Genomic DNA, 18,304 nt, shown 5'->3' on the forward strand with positions numbered 1-18,304 from the left:
TTTTGCATCCCGCTTCGGATGATAGCGATGGAGTAAAAAAGAGTAGTGAGAGGGAGCAGAAATTATTTCAAATAAAATTTGCGATAGAGAAAAAGATTGCTACCTTTGCACTCCGCTTCGGAGGAAGGGGTGATTGAGTGAGAGGGGGAAGAGAAGAGGAATTGAAAGGATTTGGAATCAGCTTAGAAATAAAAAAAATATTTTTTTTGCGAATAAGAAAAAGATTTCTACCTTTGCACTCCCAACCGAAAGGAAGGGGTAAATGAGCGGAACGGCGGATGTCGGGAAGTTAGAAAAAAGATTTAAACTACGGAAGCGTAGCAAAAATATACAGACGAGCCGCGAGGTTATAACAGTCGAGAAGTTCTTAAAAGAGATGTCAATGTAGCGCAGTCGAGGTAAAGAAGTACGGATTCAAGTACAGAATACCAGACTGATTTTTTGGGTCAGAATACTGACAGACAAAATTAAAAAAGAGACTATTTTTAACAATAGTTAAAAACTAGTCAGAATCAAATACAACATTTTACAATGGAGAGTTTGATCCTGGCTCAGGATGAACGCTAGCGGCAGGCCTAATACATGCAAGTCGAACGATATTATCCAGCTTGCTGGATATGAAAGTGGCGCACGGGTGCGTAACGCGTATGCAACCTACCTTAATCAGGGGGATAGCCCGAAGAAATTCGGATTAACACCGCATAAAATCACAGGATAGCATTATTCAATGATCAAATATTTATAGGATTAAGATGGGCATGCGTGTCATTAGCTAGTTGGCGGGGTAACGGCCCACCAAGGCGACGATGACTAGGGGATCTGAGAGGATGACCCCCCACACTGGTACTGAGACACGGACCAGACTCCTACGGGAGGCAGCAGTAAGGAATATTGGTCAATGGAGGCAACTCTGAACCAGCCATGCCGCGTGCAGGAAGACTGCCCTATGGGTTGTAAACTGCTTTTATCTAGGAATAAACCTATTTACGTGTAAATAGCTGAATGTACTAGAAGAATAAGGATCGGCTAACTCCGTGCCAGCAGCCGCGGTAATACGGAGGATCCAAGCGTTATCCGGATTTATTGGGTTTAAAGGGTGCGTAGGCGGCCTATTAAGTCAGAGGTGAAAGACGGTAGCTCAACTATCGCAGTGCCTTTGATACTGATGGGCTTGAATGAACTAGAGGTAGGCGGAATGAGACAAGTAGCGGTGAAATGCATAGATATGTCTCAGAACACCGATTGCGAAGGCAGCTTACTATGGTTTAATTGACGCTGAGGCACGAAAGCGTGGGGATCAAACAGGATTAGATACCCTGGTAGTCCACGCCCTAAACGATGAACACTCGCTGTTAGCGATACACAGTTAGCGGCTAAGCGAAAGCGTTAAGTGTTCCACCTGGGGAGTACGCTCGCAAGAGTGAAACTCAAAGGAATTGACGGGGGCCCGCACAAGCGGAGGAGCATGTGGTTTAATTCGATGATACGCGAGGAACCTTACCCGGGCTTGAAAGTTAGTGAATTATCTAGAGATAGATAAGTGAGCAATCACACGAAACTAGGTGCTGCATGGCTGTCGTCAGCTCGTGCCGTGAGGTGTTGGGTTAAGTCCCGCAACGAGCGCAACCCCTATGTTTAGTTGCCAGCATGTAAAGATGGGGACTCTAAACAGACTGCCTGTGCAAACAGAGAGGAAGGAGGGGACGACGTCAAGTCATCATGGCCCTTACGTCCGGGGCTACACACGTGCTACAATGGATGGTACAGAGGGCAGCTAGCTAGCAATAGTATGCGAATCTCATAAAGCCATTCACAGTTCGGATTGGGGTCTGCAACTCGACCCCATGAAGTTGGATTCGCTAGTAATCGCGTATCAGCAATGACGCGGTGAATACGTTCCCGGGCCTTGTACACACCGCCCGTCAAGCCATGGAAGTTGGGGGTACCTAAAGTATGTAACCGAAAGGAGCGTCCTAGGGTAAAACCGATAACTGGGGCTAAGTCGTAACAAGGTAGCCGTACCGGAAGGTGCGGCTGGAATACCTCCTTTCTGGAGCAGAGCTGACTACTCTTCTGCGCAACATGATACTCTAAATAGAAAAAAAGAAGAAACACACGAAACCCAAAAGATCAACCACGGTTAGTGGCATTAACAAGTCTTTGAGGGGGCGATACAAATAGTCCCGTAGCTCAGCCTGGTTAGAGCACTACACTGATAATGTAGGGGTCTCCAGTTCAAATCTGGACGGGACTACATAGGAAAGTGATTGTTAAAGATTAGTATAGTATACTGATTAAAAAACAAAATGCAGTGACATCTTTTTGGGGAATTAGCTCAGCTGGCTAGAGCGCCTGCCTTGCACGCAGGAGGTCAACGGTTCGACTCCGTTATTCTCCACTAATAAGGTTTACGGCTGAAAGGTCTAAGGCTGAAGGATAAAACCTTCTACCTTACTACCCTGCACCCTAATCTTAATAAAGTTCTTTGACATATTGGAAGAAGTTAAATAAAGAAGAGCAAACAACAATAGGCGACTGTTGTGTTTGTGCTCGCTTAACCAAGCGCAAGCAGAAGTTAAGCATGAGACATCATAACAAGAGCAAAAAAGCATACTGTACGGCGCAAAAGGCGTACAAGTAGAAGAAAGTAATAAAGAGTACACGGGGGATGCCTTGGCTCTCAGAGGCGATGAAGGACGTGATAAGCTGCGATAAGCTTCGGGTATTTGCAAATAGGAATAGATCCGAAGATTTCCGAATGGGGCAACCCGCTATGTTGAAGACATAGCACTAAATAGAGCAAACCTGCCGAACTGAAACATCTAAGTAAGCAGAGGAAGAGAAAATAACAATGATTTCCTGAGTAGTGGCGAGCGAAAGGGAAAGAGCCCAAACCTATTTTGTTACGGCAAAATGGGGGTTGTAGGACTACGATGTGGTATAACAAACAGAAGTGGAACGGGATGGGAAGCCCGGCGATACATGGTGATAGCCCAGTACACGTATAGAATGTTAGTCTAGTAGTATCCTGAGTACTGCGAGGTCGGAGACGCCTTGTGGGAATCTGCCGGCACCATCCGGTAAGGCTAAATACTCCTGAGAGACCGATAGTGAACCAGTACCGTGAGGGAAAGGTGAAAAGAACCCCGAACAGGGGAGTGAAATAGAACCTGAAACCGTGTACTTACAAGCGGTCGGAGCTGGCAAGTCCAGTGACGGCGTGCCTTTTGCATAATGAGCCTACGAGTTACTCTTCTCTGGCAAGGTTAAGTTTTTAAGGAACGGATCCGAAGCGAAAGCGAGTCTGAATAGGGCGTATAGTCAGAGGAGGTAGACGCGAAACCTTGTGATCTACCCATGGACAGGTTGAAGGTGCGGTAACACGTACTGGAGGACCGAACCGATAAACGTTGAAAAGTTTCCGGATGATCTGTGGGTAGGGGTGAAAGGCTAATCAAACTGGGAAATAGCTCGTACTCCCCGAAATGTTTTTAGGAACAGCGTGGATATAAAGTTTAATAGAGGTAGAGCTACTGATTGGGTGCGGGGGAGTCAAATCCTACCAAATCCAGACAAACTCCGAATGCTATTAAATATGATCTGCAGTGAGGCGCGGGGTGCTAAGGTCACGCGCCGAGAGGGAAAGAACCCAGACCATCAGCTAAGGTCCCCAAGTTACAGTTAAGTTGAACTAACGAGGTCCGATTGCATAGACAGCTAGGATGTTGGCTTGGAAGCAGCCATTCATTTAAAGAGTGCGTAACAGCTCACTAGTCGAGCGATCGGGCATGGATAATAAACGGGCATTAAATTGTACACCGAAGCTATGGGATTGAAATATATCGGTAGGGGAGCATTCTAGTTGCGGCGAAGGTATCTGGTAATGGGTGCTGGAGCGGCTAGAAAAGCAAATGTAGGCATAAGTAACGATAAGGCAGGCGAGAAACCTGCCCACCGAAAGGATAAGGTTTCCTGATCAACGCTAATCGGATCAGGGTTAGTCGGGACCTAAGGAGAACCCGAAGGGGAAATTCGATGGACAACTAGTTAATATTCTAGTACTATTTATAATTGCGATGTGGGGACGGAGTAGTGACACTGCCGCGAACTGACGGAATAGTTCGTTAAAGGCTGTAGGTATAGGACTGGTAGGCAAATCCGCCGGTCTTGCTGAGAGCTGATAGTACCGCGAGACTTCGGTTGAGTGGATAGCGCAGGTAATCAGACTTCCAAGAAAAACCGCTAAGCTTCAGATTATGAATACCCGTACCGCAAACCGACACAGGTATCCGGGAAGAGGATTCTAAGGTGCTCGAGTGAATCATGGCTAAGGAACTCGGCAAAATGGCCCTGTAACTTCGGGAGAAGGGGCGCTCTCGGCAACGAGAGCCGCAGTGAAAAGGCCCAGGCGACTGTTTAACAAAAACACATGGCTTTGCAAAATCGAAAGATGAAGTATAAGGCCTGACACCTGCCCGGTGCTGGAAGGTTAAGAGGGGATGTTAGTGAGCAATTGCGAAGCATTGAATCGAAGCCCCAGTAAACGGCGGCCGTAACTATAACGGTCCTAAGGTAGCGAAATTCCTTGTCGGGTAAGTTCCGACCTGCACGAATGGTGTAACGATCTGGGCGCTGTCTCAGCCATGAGCTCGGTGAAATTGTGGTCCCGGTGAAGACGCCGGGTACCCGCAACGGGACGGAAAGACCCCATGCACCTTCACTACAGTTTAACATTGACATTGGATACAGGATGTGTAGGATAGGTGGGAGGCTATGAATCGGGTTCGCTAGGATTCGAGGAGCCAACGTTGAAATACCACCCTTTCTGTATTCGGTGTCTAATCCTTCTAGTAGGGAGACATTGTTTGATGGGTAGTTTGACTGGGGTGGTCGCCTCCAAAAAGGTAACGGAGGCTTTCAAAGGTAAGCTCAATACGCTTGGTAACCGTATGAGGAGTGCAATAGCATAAGCTTGCTTGACTGTGAGACAGACAAGTCGATCAGGGTCGAAAGACGGATATAGTGATCCGGTGGTTCTGCATGGAAGGGCCATCGCTCAAAGGATAAAAGGTACGCTGGGGATAACAGGCTGATCTCCCCCAAGAGCTCATATCGACGGGGAGGTTTGGCACCTCGATGTCGGCTCGTCACATCCTGGGGCTGGAGAAGGTCCCAAGGGTTCGGCTGTTCGCCGATTAAAGTGGCACGCGAGCTGGGTTCAGAACGTCGCGAGACAGTTCGGTCCCTATCTGTTGTGGGCGTAGGAATTTTGAGTGGGGCTGACCTTAGTACGAGAGGACCGGGTTGGACTAGCCTCTAGTGAATCTGTTGTTCCGCCAGGGGCATTGCAGAGTAGCTACGCTGGGAATAGATAAGCGCTGAAAGCATCTAAGTGCGAAACTAGCCACGAGATGAGAATTCCATATAGGACCGTAGCAGACTACTACGTTGATAGGCTACAGATGTAAAGCTGGTGACAGCACAGTCGAGTAGTACTAATCATCCGAAGCTTTCAAAAGCAACATACTGTTGTTTGTTCTTCAAACTAACTTCTTTCAATACTATGTCATTTGTAGTGGTTATTTGGTTATTAGTTTATTAGTTGTTTAGGACTCTACACAACGAAACAACCAACCAACGAACCAACACAAAAAAGGTATTTAGGTGCCTATATCGGTGGTGTCCACCTCTTCCCATTCCGAACAGAGAAGTTAAGCCCACCAGAGCCAATGGTACTGCGGTAACACGTGGGAGAGTAGGTCGGTGCCAAATCTTAAAGATACCCTTTAGCGAAAGCTGAAGGGTATTCTTGTTTATAAGCATTTCTAATCGAAACTTAACACACGTTGCTGAAGGCTGAGGAAGGAATCTTCTCTTTTCATAAATGTTAAACCTTTTGGTAACCATTGACTTTTACCCTTCCTCTTTCTCTTGCTTGCCTCTTGCCGGTAGGGCATTTACTTTTGTGGGCCAAAAGTAACCAAAAGCCTTTGTCGATCCGGTTAGGCAGCTTTGGGCGGACACCCTTGTCGCAAAACAAGAACAAGATCGCTTGGTTTTGTGGCGATTTGTTTTGTAACCAATATTAATTATTGCCACAAAACTGAATAGAACAATGCTCGGTAGTGCACATTCGAATGTTGCTGCAACTGTTTTTGTTTTTTCGCGCTGCTTGGGGTGCATCCCGAGCATTCGGGACCGACGGGCTTTCTTCGGTTAATACCTGCAATTTTGAACGTTTGTTTTACTAGCATATCGCTCAAAATTTTGCTGTCATGCCGACGAAGGAAGCATCTCTAAGTAGAAAGCCGTTAGCTTGGCTAAATGTACAACGTGTTCCGATTATTCGGAAAAGTATCTCTTATAAACCTGAGTTCGACAATTTTCCACCTGTCTTACTCTTAGTTAATATTGATTTTCAATATAATGTAGTTGGATAATACCCTTATTTCGAGAAGATTTTTTCCTAAGTAGTAGGAGTTCGAAAATTGTATTTTTACTAATTAGTATGCATTTGAGTTGTTGTCATCCCCCTGCCCCCTTCAAAGGCGGACACCGACAAAACGCCTAGGATGTGTACGTTTTCAGTTTGGACGCTGGCTATTTATCCCTTTTGAAGGGGGCAGGGGGGATGATTTTTTAGTACATTCTCGAAAGGCAATTTCATAGACAGTCGAAAATTTTATTGTAACTAATAATCGAGTTCAGGTTGATAAAGAATACTTTTAGCTCCGTAACCACGGAGTATTCCTCCTTCAATCAATTATTGGTAAGCAGCATCGTTAATATGGTTGTTTCGCTGCGCTTAGGACACGATACCTTTAAAGATTAGCAGATACCTTTGGCTTTAAACCCGATTGTTGTGGAAATCCTTTTTGTAGTACCAAATGGAATGGCGCGAGCGGCTTCCACAAAAAGATTGGAACGGAAAGCGGGACGAACGTGAATAGTAGCAAAAGCCTTGCTTTACATATTAGGTTAAAGCTTTAACTTTTAGTTTAATATTAATCGTAGTATTTGATATTAAGCATCATTTTGCAATAATATTTGGTTATCTTTGGGCAAATTAAATATAAACAAGAAATGAGTTTTTTTGTAGAAAGAAGAAGAGAAGTAATGCAACATATTGAAAAATATATGTTGGAGATGATGCCAGAATATCTAAAACCAATAGATGATATTTGGCAACCTTCTGATTTCTTACCAGATGCGAGTAAGGACGATTTCTTTCAGAAAGTAAGAGATTTGCAACAAAGCGCTGGAGAATTATCATATGATTTAGTGGCTGTCCTAATTGGCGATACCATTACGGAAGAAGCTTTGCCAACGTATGAGTCGTGGTTAGCGATGGTTGATGGTGTAAGCAGAGACGAAGAAGGTGGCTGGATGAAGTGGAACAGACATTGGACTGCTGAAGAGAACAGACATGGTGATTTACTAAATAAATACCTTTACCTTTCGGGAAGGGTAGATATGCGTCAAATGGAGTTATCTACGCAGTATTTAATTGCCGATGGTTTCGATATAGGTACCGGTCATGATCCGTATAGAAATTTTATTTATACCTCGTTTCAAGAAATGGCTACCAATGTATCTCACAGAAGAGTTGCTTCATTGGCAAAGAAGGATGGTGATACATTATTATCAAAAATGTGTGGTGTAATTGCATCTGATGAAGCAAGACATGCGAAGGCTTATAAAGATTTTATTAAGCAAATATTCAAAGTAGACGCAAACGAAGCAATGTTGGCCTTTGAAGATATGATGAAAAAGAAGATTGTAATGCCAGCACATTTTTTAAGAGAAGTTGGTTTGCCAATAGGTCAGGTTTTTGGTCATTTTACAGATGCTGCACAACGCTTAGGCGTTTACACAGCTGTTGATTATGTCGATATTTTAAAACAATTAATTGTTGAATGGAATATTGAAAGTATGAAAGAATTGAACGAAGCTGGAGAAAAAGCTAGAGATTACATCATGAGGCTTCCTGATCGTTTATTGAGAGTAGCTGAGCGAATGAAAAATCCTACGGTTGATTATAAGTTCAAATGGATTTTAGCATAAATATTTAAGCCACGAGTTAATCGTGGCTTTTTTGTTGGTATACTTTTTTCTGCTTTGGAGCGCGTTAAATTTGTTGGTTTTCTATAGCTAAAAAGAGGAGAAATTAATTTCTTCTTTTTACATATTACGTCTATATTGCCCACCTACTTCATACAAAGCATTGCTGATTTGACCCAATGAGCAAATTTTGCATACTTCCATTAATTTATCGAAAATATTTTCTCCTTGGATAGCTGCTTTTTGTAAGTCTCTTAAGATTTCTTCAGATTTATCGGTATTACGTTCCTGAAATTTCTTTAAGCTTTCTATTTGAAATTGTTTTTCATCTTCAGTTGCACGAATTACTTCACCAGGAATTACGGTTGGTGAGCCATTTTTGTTTAAAAAGGTATTTACTCCAACAATTGGAAATTCGCCCGTATGTTTAAGTGTTTCGTAGTATAAACTTTCTTCTTGTATTTTGCCGCGCTGATACATGGTTTCCATGGCACCTAATACACCTCCTCGGTCGTTAATGCGTTTAAATTCGGCTAATACCGCTTCTTCTACTAAATCAGTTAATTCTTCGATGATGAAGGCTCCTTGTAATGGATTTTCATTTTTGGCTAATCCTAATTCGCGGTTGATGATTAATTGAATGGCCATAGCTCTTCTAACTGATTCTTCGGTTGGGGTTGTTATTGCCTCGTCGTATGCATTGGTATGAAGCGAATTGCAATTGTCGTAAATGGCATATAGGGCTTGTAAGGTAGTCCGAATATCGTTAAAGTCGATTTCTTGTGCGTGTAAAGAACGACCGGAGGTTTGTATATGGTATTTTAACTTTTGTGATCGATCGTTTCCTTTGTATTTGTATTTAATGGCTTTTGCCCATATTCTACGCGCTACGCGGCCAATTACAGCGTATTCCGGATCGATTCCATTGGAGAAGAAGAACGATAGGTTAGGGGCAAAATCATCGATATGCATACCTCTACTTAAGTAGTATTCAACAAAAGTAAATCCGTTACTAAGGGTAAATGCCAATTGGGAAATAGGATTAGCTCCAGCCTCGGCAATGTGGTATCCTGAAATGGATACCGAATAGAAGTTACGCACTTTTTCGGTGATGAAATACTGCTGAATGTCTCCCATCATTCTTAAGGCAAATTCTGTCGAGAAAATACAGGTGTTTTGCGCTTGATCTTCTTTTAGAATATCGGCTTGAACGGTTCCACGCACTGAGCTGATTGCTTTAGCTTTTATTTGAGCATATACATCTGCTGGTAACACTTGATCGCCGGTTACGCCTAATAACATTAATCCTAAACCATTGTTTCCTTCTGGTAAAGAACCTTCGTATGTTGGGCGATGAATGTTTTTGGTTTTATATATTGCTGCAATTTTCTTTTCTATTTCTTCTTGTAAATGGTTTTCGATGATATATTTTTCACATTGCTGATCAATAGCGGCATTCATGAAAAAGCCCAAAAGCATAGGAGCCGGACCGTTGATAGTCATGGATACAGAAGTGCTTGGTGCACAAAGATCGAAGCCTGAATATAATTTCTTGGCATCGTCTAAGGTGGCAATGCTTACGCCCGAGTTACCAATTTTTCCGTAAATATCCGGCCGAATATGTGGATCTTCTCCGTATAAAGTTACCGAATCGAAAGCTGTTGAGAGGCGATGGGCAGGTTGTCCCAAGGATACATAATGAAAACGCTTGTTCGTGCGTTCTGGACCTCCTTCACCGGCAAACATACGAGTTGGGTCTTCTCCATCACGTTTTAGTGGGAAAACACCTGCCGCATATGGAAATTCGCCCGGTCGGTTTTCGGTTAATAGCCAACGCAAGATATCGCCCCATGCTTCGTATCGTGGGAGTGCAACTTTTGGAATCCTCAATTTTGATAAGGATTCGGAATAAAGCGCTTGTTTAATTTCTTTATCGCGAACTTTGTATATAAAAAAATCCTCTTTATACGCTTTTTTAGTTTCAGGCCACTGGCGAAGCAAGCGTTTACATTCGCCGTCTAATTGTTCTTCGTAATAAGCATACGTTTCTGTTAGTGATTGAATCATTGCCGTATCGGAGTTATTTTTATCTTCTGTTAAAAGATCAATTACTCCTTTTAATTGATACATTTTTTTTGCGAAGCCTGATTGTTTTTCAACCCACTCGTTATAGCTTTGACTTGCCTCTGCAATTTCCGCTAAGTAACGTACGCGATCGGGTGGGATGATGTATATTTTTTCTGATTGATTGGAGGTTAATTCTGTGTGTGCTTGAAAATCTGTTCCGGTTTTGGTTTTTATTTGTTGCATAACAGCGGCAAACAAATTATTCATACCTGGATCGTTAAACTGCGAAGCCATGGTTCCATAAACTGGAATATCTTCGTCCTTAGCTTCGAAAATATTATGGTTGCGTTTGTATTGTTTACGTACATCGCGCAAAGCATCTAAAGCTCCTCTTTTATCGAATTTATTAATAGCTACTAGATCAGCAAAATCAAGCATATCAATTTTTTCTAATTGCGTAGCTGCACCAAATTCAGGGGTCATTACATACAAAGAAACATCGCAATGTTCAGTAATTTCCGTGTCGGATTGTCCAATTCCAGATGTTTCGACAATAATCAAATCGTAACCAGCCGCTTTACAAATATCAATGCTCTCTTGTACGTTTTTTGAGAGGGCTAAGTTGGCCTGACGTGTAGCAAGCGAACGCATATAAATACGCGGATGATTAATCGCATTCATGCGGATTCTATCGCCCAATAAGGCGCCTCCAGTTTTACGTTTCGAAGGGTCGACAGAAATAATTGCCATGGTTTTATCTTTCACTTCGATTAAAAAGCGACGTACCAGTTCATCTACCAGCGAAGATTTTCCTGCTCCCCCGGTTCCGGTAATACCTAAAACTGGGGCTTGGTTGTTTTTAGAAAGTTCTTTTAATGCATGAACCAACTGCGCACTTCCTTCTGGATTATTTTCGGCAAAAGAAATCGTGCTTGCAATGGTTTTGATATTCCCTTGTTGGATGCTTGCTAATTCATCACTAGTTGTCTCAGGGGTAAGGAAATCGGTCTTAACAAGCATGTCGTTAATCATCCCTTGTAAGCCCATTTTGCGGCCATCATCTGGTGAATATATTTTTGAAATCCCATAGGCCTCTAATTCGCTTATTTCATCGGGTAAGATTACACCGCCTCCACCTGCAAATATTTTAATGTGTCCTGAGTTTTTCTCTTGTAAGAGATCGTACATATATTTAAAATATTCGAGGTGCCCACCTTGGTAAGAAGTCATGGCAATTCCTTGTACATCTTCTTGAATGGCGCAATTCACCACTTCTTCTACAGAACGATTGTGTCCTAAATGAATAACTTCTGCACCTGATGACTGCAAAATTCTGCGCATGATATTAATGGTAGCATCGTGTCCATCGAAAAGGGAAGCGGCGGTTACAAAACGAATTTTATGTTTGGGCTTATAGATCTCTGTTTGTTGCATCTTATCACATATGAGGGATATAAATTTTATCCCGTGTATTTAATATTTGGTAAGCAAAGGTAAGAAATCCTGATAACTAGCGCGGTTTTTATCGTTTACAAGAAGTAAAATTCGTTTAATTGTTGTTTAAAGATAGTTTAGGGTAGTGAATAAACGAAAAAAGCCTCCAACAAGTGTTTAACTTTTTGGAGGCTTTCCTTATGGTGATGTTTTTTTATTTATTAGTGATGTCTGTAATTGGTTTTCCAATACAACCATTTGGCATTTGTATGTGCAACAAGGCGGCTACAGTGGCAGATATGTCGGTCATGTTAACCGCTGTATTGGTTTGTCCGGCTTTAATTCCCCATCCGTACCAAAGTAAAGGAATGTGAATATCGTATGGGTTCCACGTACCGTGTGTAGTACCCGTTAATCCATGCCCTTCAAACCATCCTGCATCTAAAATTACTTGAATTTGTCCGCTTCTTTTAAAGTTATAACCGTTTACAACCATGGTTTTTAGCGGTTCTGGAATTGGCAATGAATTTACTTTTTCAATATCAACTGCATAGGAAATACCCGGTTGTTTGCGTAAATAATCGCAACAGATTTTTTTTATGGCATCAAAATCTAAATTTGCTTTTTCAATTTTAGCTAAATCGAAATTTACTTGATAGTTTGCGATATCACGAATTAGTTTTTCTTGTCCGTATTTGCTGCTAAGTAATTTGTTTAATTCCACAACCAATGGGTCTGAATTCCAAATTTCGGCTGGTAGTTTATTTTCTTTCATGAAATTAACCGCGTGCGCAGCACCGTGATCTGCCGTTAAAAAAACGGTGTAATTTCCGGCACCTACTTGCGCATCTAGCATGGCGAAGAAGCTTTCTAAATCTTTGTCTAAGCGTAAATAGGTGTCTTCTATTTCAATAGAGTTTGGACCAAATTGATGTCCAACATAATCTGTTGAAGCGCAATTAATGGTTAAGAAATCGGTAGCTGCTCCTTGTCCCATTTTGTTTGATTTAACAGCCTCAGTAGCCAATGCTAAAGTTAAAGTATTGCCAAAAGGACATGAGCGGATAACGCTTTTATTTTTTTCGTAGATGGCTTTTAAATCATGCGGAAAAGTAGGACTTTGTTCACCGGCATATTTTCCTTCCCAAATTACATTATCCGCAGTGCTTTGCGTGTAGGTATTTATTGGATAAAGCGTATTCCAGCCTTTATCAATTAGTTTAAGCACATTTTTTTGATTGTTAAAATTGCTTACCCAGGTAGGTAATTCATTGCTGTAATAGGTGCTTGTTATAAAATTACCGCTTTTATCGTCAAACCAAAATGCTTTACCTAAATGTCCAGCTGGTAAAATAGATGCTCTGTCTTTTAATGAAACGCCAATTACTTGCGATTTAAAATTAGTTGCTAAACGTAATTCATCCGTTATTGTTGAAACCAATAAATTACGAGGAGACATTTTTCCATCTGCTGATTCAGTAGTTGAGCCAACACCATTTACGGTGCTATCAGATGTACAATACATTCTTTTGCCTGTTAATTGCTCAATCCAGTCGTTTCCTGCTATACCGTCAATACTTGGTACTGATCCAGTAAAGATGGTGGTGTGGCCAACGGCTGTATAGCTTGGTAAATAGTTGATGTATGTGTTTTCGCAACTGAAACCTTTATTTAATAAACGCTTGAATCCACCTTCACTGTAGCGGTTATAATAACGGTAAAGATAATCCCAACGCATTTGATCAACGGCGATTCCAACCACTAATTTTGGGCGCGCTATTTCGTTAGAACTTTTTTTGTTTTGTGCAAAGGTTATTGAAATAGAGAGGCAGGTTAGGGCAAAGAGTAAGCTACTAATTTTTTTCATTCGTTTTTTGTTAGAGGGCAAAAGTACGTATTTCTCGATGAAGGAAATTTGAAGTTATTGTAAAGATATTATAACGATTCCGCAACTACAAATGTACTTCCACCAATGTAAATGAGGTCTTCTGCGCTAGCATTTTCTAAAGCACCGTCTTTGGCTGCTTTCACAGAAGAATATGTATTTCCTTTTAAATTGTACATAGAAGCCTGTTCCAGCAATTCTTCGGCAGGCAAACCACGTTCTAAATCCGGTTTACAGAAATAGTATTGTGCGTTTTTGGGTAGAAGCAATAATACGTTGGATATATCTTTGTCTTTCACCATACCGAAAACAACATGCAAATGCTGATAAGGCGTTTGCTCAATGTTTTTAATCACTTCAGCAATCCCAGCTTCGTTATGGCCGGTATCGGCAATTACTAAAGGTTTGGTACCCAATGTTTGCCAACGTCCCTGTAAACCGGTATTCCGTTTTACTTTGCTTAAACCTTTGTAAATATTTTCGTTTGAAATGGTTAAAGAGTCCGTTTGGTTTAAAATGTTTAATGCCGTGATGACGGTTAAAATATTTTTAGGCTGATATAAGCCGGTTAAATCGGATTGAAGATTAGTAAAAAGTTTTTCTCCCTTTTCGTTAAATACAGATAATTGCAGCTTATTATTTTTCAGCTTTATTTCCTTTGCTGTGCAATGTTGATCCGCGAATACAATAGGTGCCTTTTCATTTTTTGCCTTCTGGATGAATACTTTTTCCGTCTCGAGATGCGTTTCGCCTATAACAACGGGAATCTCTTTTTTAATAATCCCAGCTTTTTCCCCGGCTATTTCAGTCAAGGTATTGCCCAACATATTGGTATGATCTAAACTGATGTTTGTGATTACTGAAATTAAAGGTGTTATCACATTTGTGGAGTCAATTCGTCCACCTAAACCCACTTCTATAATCGCAATATCTACTTGGTGACGGCTAAAATGATCGAAGGCCATGGCCACGGTTAGCTCAAAAAATGAAGGTTCTATTTCTTCGATGTTGTTTTTTTGATTTTTAACAAAAGAAATAACCTCGCTTTTGCTAATCATTTTTCCGTTTATGCGGATGCGTTCTCTGAAATCTTTTAAATGAGGAGAGGTGTACAAGCCTGTTTTGTAACCTTGCTCTTGTAATACAGAGGCCAACATATGCGAGGTAGAACCTTTACCATTGGTGCCGCCAACATGAATGCTTTTAAAGTTGTTTTGCGGTTGGTTTAGTGCTGAGCATAGTGCTAAAGTATTGGTTAAATCTTTTTTAAATGCTGATGCGCCTACTCGTGTAAACATGGGTAGCTTACTGTATAGAAAATCGAGGGTTTGTTGGTAGTTCATGATTTCTGATCGTTAATTAATCTGCCTGGTTGGCTAGATGTAAGACCATAAAAGAATAAATACAAAGATTTACTTTACTTTAAAGTTAAAGATTACAACGCCTTCTTGTACCTCTGGAGCTGATTCTAATTTGTTTAAACTTGCGCCTATAACTGCATTTTCACATTTTTTCCAAAGTGCTAAATCAGATAAAGTGGTACCCTTTGCTCCAGCGCGAGCATCGACAATTTTTCCGTTTTTGTCAACCCGAATTCTAACAGCAATTTTTCCCCTGCTTTGACCATCGTCTTGAATACGTGGAATGTCGATGAATTTTCTTCCTGCTAGAGAAAGTGCCACGTTGCCATTTCCAGAACCACCTTCGCCGTAATTATTTGCTAATGGATCACCATTTACTGAGCCTTGATTTCCGGGTTCGGTTCCTGTTCCATCACCTTGCCCTTGTCCGGTGTTTTTTTTGCCTTTGTAAAGCGCATTTTGATTGATTACTGGTTTCGCAGGTTTTTCTTCCGTTTGTGTAGTTGGAGTAGTAGAAGTAGCTTTTGTTGCTTTGGCAGTAATGGCTAAAGCTTCTTCAGTGTTTTGCGTTTGAATTTCCTGATCGCTGCTTTGCTCGGTATTATTGGGTGTAACTTCTTCATCGGGGGTTACCTTGTCTGGCGCTTTACCGTTTGCATTTGGATCGGCAGAAGGTTCCTCAATGCTCATGTAGTCGTCGCCCATGCCTGTTTCTGAGGTTCCATAATTTACAACCATACCGCCTGTTCCAACCTCTTCAGGTGGTTGGAAAGAACCAATTACAATAAAAAAACTTATTGCAAGTAAAAAAGCCATTATCCCTGTCGAAATAGCTATCGCTTTAGGATAATTGTTTTCTTCCGTTGGTATATTGGTTTTGTAATTCATTATTATTTTTTAGGCTCAACAGCTAAAACAAGCTTTAATTTTAAGGTGTTGGCAACATCGTAGGCTTTCATAATATTTTCTGCAGGAACATTTTTAGCAACGTATAAGATAATGGTCAAATCAGGTGCCAGTTTTTGGTATGCTTCTACAGCGGGTTGAAGTTGCTCAAGCGACGTTGGTTTCTTATCAACAAAATAATTTAGGTTCTCATCAATTGTTACGGTAACCGCTTTTTTTGCCGTTGATTGTTGTCCGCTAGACGATTGGGGCAATAAGAGTTTTACTACCTGTGGATTAACTACCGCCGAAGCCAATAAGAAAAACAACATCAGAAAGAACATGATATCGTTCAGTGCCGATGTATGTACTTCTACACTTCCTTTTGTTCTTTTGCGTAAATTCATTATTTGCCTGGTTCTTCTAGTAAATCAATAAAATCAATGGCATCTGTTTCCATTTTAAGGATAATTTTCTCAACCATGATATTTAAAATATGGTACAATACATAGGCAATGATACCAATGATTAATCCAGTAGCCGAGGTAATCATTTTTGTATATAAACCGCCAGAGATAGTACCAATTTCAATTGCTCCTTTGATGGATACCTGATGGAAAATGGTAATTACCCCAACAATGGTACCTACGAAACCTAACATGGGTGCAATACCCGCTACAATCCCTAAAATTCCGATGTTTTTTTCCAGTTTAGAAACTTCTAATTTTCCTACGTTTTCGATAGCCGCCTCGATATCTTTAATTGGACGACCGATGCGTTTTAATCCTTTTTGCAGCATGCGCGATAATGGAGAATTGTTATTGCGTAACATGGCCATGGCGCCGTCTAAATTTCCAGATTGGATGTAATTGCGGATCTGAACCATCAAGTTTGATTCATCTTTTGTTGCTTTTTTAATCGTTAAATAACGTTCAACAAAAATAATGAGCGCTAAAAACGCAAGGAATGCTAAGGGAATCATTACCCATCCACCTTTAAAAAGAAGGTCGATAAAATGTAATTCTGTTTCTTGGGTTGTTAGGGGCTGATTTAGTGCGTTTGCAGTATCTTGTAGTGCCTGAGTTGTATCCTGGATTAATAATGTAATCATTACGGTATGTTTATCTGTTTGATGTCTAGTTCTTTGATATGTATTTTTTTGCTAAGCTCGGGTCTTGCCTCTAGCGCTTCTTTTTCGGTTTTATACGAGGCAATGCTCACTTTTTTGCGGGTGCCTTCAATTGGAACAACTTTAGCATCAAGTCCATAAGCTTTCATTTGCTCTACAAATAATTCCGCTTTTTTCATTGTTTTAAAAGAGGCACCGATGATGTGAAAACGACCAATTCCTTTTGAAGGTTTAACCGTATCGGTAGCTTGAATAGGGGCTATTACTTTCTTTAGGGAATCTTCTTTTTTGCTGTTGGTTACCAAATTTTCTTTTAAAATGCTATCCGCTTTTGCGATAGAATCTTGCTTGATCTTAGCACTATCGATTGTTAATTGCGTAGAATCGATGGTTTCTGTCACGGCTGGCTCTACATTTTGTTTAGTTATAAACAATTCGGGTTTTATAAAATAAGCCAAAGCAATAATCGCAACGACGATAATTAAGGCGATGATCATTTTAGGCCAAAGCGAATTCTTTTGTTCTTCTTCCACTGGAGGAATAGGGTCGTGACCAAAACGATTTGGATGTTCGGCGTGTTGCTTTTGGATAAATTCAGGAGCTTCGGTAATTTCTTCTTCAGGCTGTGCTGTATCTTCGCTAAGTTGATGATAGGTTGCAGATTTTTCAGCGGCCGTTGTGCTGATATCTAGGGTATGTCTTAGGTCGTCTTTTACCTCATCTAGTTCAATATTCTCAATTATCGGAGCTTCCACAGGAGTACTTTCATCCGTACTAACATTTTCTGCTAAAGGTGCTTCGGCTATTTCTTCAAAAATGGGTTGTTCATCATGTTCAGAAGGAGCTGCTTCCTGTGTTTCTGCGATGTTTGGTAATCCAAAGAATTCAGATCCATAGTGCACGTTTTTAATCGCTTCAAAAGTTAAGCCTTCATGTTCAGTAAAAAATAACCGACCTATATTTGGTAAATCGGCTTCTTGTGTTTCAGCTAACTGCTTGTGCAGTTCTTCTGCAAATTGTGTGATGTAATAATTGGCACTTTCGGTTGAAATATTTCGCTTAGCTGAAATGAAGGTTGCCAAAGCATCTTGTTCCTTTACCTCGGTATTAAATTGAAGCGTATATGTTGGAGGTAAAAACGATTGCTTTTCTTTATCGTATCTTCCAGGAGATTTTTTTTTATAAAATGTCCCCAAGCCGGTAATACCAACTTCTTTTTGCTGTTGTAAGAGTTCTAAAAGGTATGATAAGATATCCATTCGGGTAAAATTACACGTTTTTATTTTAATTTGAGCATTCTACCTTCAATTGCGTTGCCAATTGTATTTTTTGTTTTTTGTTAAATTATTGGTTATCTGACTGATGCGTTTTTTGGTTGTTTTTGATATAAATTTTTGCATAACGATGATTCTGGTTAGATAACGTACACAAATATAAAAATGGTATACAGTTTTACAAATTTATGTAGTGGTTATTGGATAT

8 protein-coding genes, 2 tRNA genes and 3 rRNA genes are annotated in these 18,304 nt (G+C 40.8%); 6 read left to right on the top strand and 7 right to left on the bottom strand.

Annotated features, from left to right (window positions below):
* Positions 1–528: 528 nt before the first annotated feature.
* The 6 genes from ACJVDK_RS00005 to ACJVDK_RS00030 all read left to right on the top strand — a co-directional run bounded on the left by ACJVDK_RS00005 (position 529) and on the right by ACJVDK_RS00030 (position 8,064).
* A 16S ribosomal RNA gene (locus ACJVDK_RS00005) occupies positions 529–2,050 on the top strand.
* A 129-nt stretch (positions 2,051–2,179) separates the two neighbouring features.
* Positions 2,180–2,254: transfer RNA gene (locus ACJVDK_RS00010), tRNA-Ile, on the top strand.
* Between the two features lie 70 nt (positions 2,255–2,324).
* Positions 2,325–2,398 (top strand) — tRNA-Ala (locus ACJVDK_RS00015).
* A gap of 243 nt (positions 2,399–2,641) precedes the next feature.
* Positions 2,642–5,518, top strand: a 23S ribosomal RNA gene (locus ACJVDK_RS00020).
* A 142-nt stretch (positions 5,519–5,660) separates the two neighbouring features.
* A 5S ribosomal RNA gene (gene rrf, locus ACJVDK_RS00025) occupies positions 5,661–5,772 on the top strand.
* Together the 16S, 23S and 5S rRNA genes with 2 tRNA genes alongside form the textbook arrangement of a ribosomal RNA operon.
* A 1,311-nt stretch (positions 5,773–7,083) precedes the next feature.
* A complete protein-coding gene (locus tag ACJVDK_RS00030; RefSeq protein WP_443938271.1) occupies positions 7,084–8,064 on the top strand; it encodes an acyl-ACP desaturase in 981 nt (326 codons plus the stop codon).
* Between the two features lie 117 nt (positions 8,065–8,181).
* Here the strand turns inward: ACJVDK_RS00030 and ACJVDK_RS00035 are convergent, their stop codons facing one another.
* The 7 genes from ACJVDK_RS00035 to ACJVDK_RS00065 form a co-directional block, all read right to left on the bottom strand.
* The gene (locus ACJVDK_RS00035) at positions 8,182–11,562 is read right to left on the bottom strand and encodes a methylmalonyl-CoA mutase family protein (protein ID WP_443938272.1); all 3,381 of its coding nucleotides are present in this window, start codon (positions 11,560–11,562) and stop codon (positions 8,182–8,184) included.
* Between the two features lie 214 nt (positions 11,563–11,776).
* Complete coding sequence (gene pafA, locus ACJVDK_RS00040; protein WP_443938273.1) at positions 11,777–13,429, bottom strand: alkaline phosphatase PafA; 1,653 nt, start codon at positions 13,427–13,429, stop codon at positions 11,777–11,779.
* 68 nt (positions 13,430–13,497) lie between these two features.
* On the bottom strand, positions 13,498–14,790 hold the full coding sequence (locus ACJVDK_RS00045; RefSeq protein ID WP_443938274.1) for a bifunctional folylpolyglutamate synthase/dihydrofolate synthase: 1,293 nt from the start codon (positions 14,788–14,790) through the stop codon (positions 13,498–13,500).
* Positions 14,791–14,859: 69 nt separating this feature from the next.
* Positions 14,860–15,696, bottom strand: coding sequence for an energy transducer TonB (locus ACJVDK_RS00050; protein ID WP_443938275.1), 837 nt, complete (start codon positions 15,694–15,696; stop codon positions 14,860–14,862).
* A 2-nt stretch (positions 15,697–15,698) separates the two neighbouring features.
* Positions 15,699–16,100 (bottom strand): ExbD/TolR family protein, encoded by a 402-nt coding sequence (locus tag ACJVDK_RS00055; RefSeq protein ID WP_443938276.1) that lies wholly within the window; start codon positions 16,098–16,100, stop codon positions 15,699–15,701.
* Positions 16,100–16,804, bottom strand: coding sequence for a MotA/TolQ/ExbB proton channel family protein (locus ACJVDK_RS00060; protein ID WP_443938277.1), 705 nt, complete (start codon positions 16,802–16,804; stop codon positions 16,100–16,102). The genes ACJVDK_RS00055 and ACJVDK_RS00060 overlap by 1 nt, the downstream gene beginning before the upstream one ends.
* Positions 16,804–18,081 (bottom strand): SPOR domain-containing protein, encoded by a 1,278-nt coding sequence (locus tag ACJVDK_RS00065; RefSeq protein WP_443938278.1) that lies wholly within the window; start codon positions 18,079–18,081, stop codon positions 16,804–16,806. The genes ACJVDK_RS00060 and ACJVDK_RS00065 overlap by 1 nt, the downstream gene beginning before the upstream one ends.
* Positions 18,082–18,304 lie beyond the last annotated feature (223 nt).

It is taken from the genome of Pedobacter paludisoli (assembly GCF_052344095.1).
Lineage (GTDB): Bacteria > Bacteroidota > Bacteroidia > Sphingobacteriales > Sphingobacteriaceae > Pedobacter.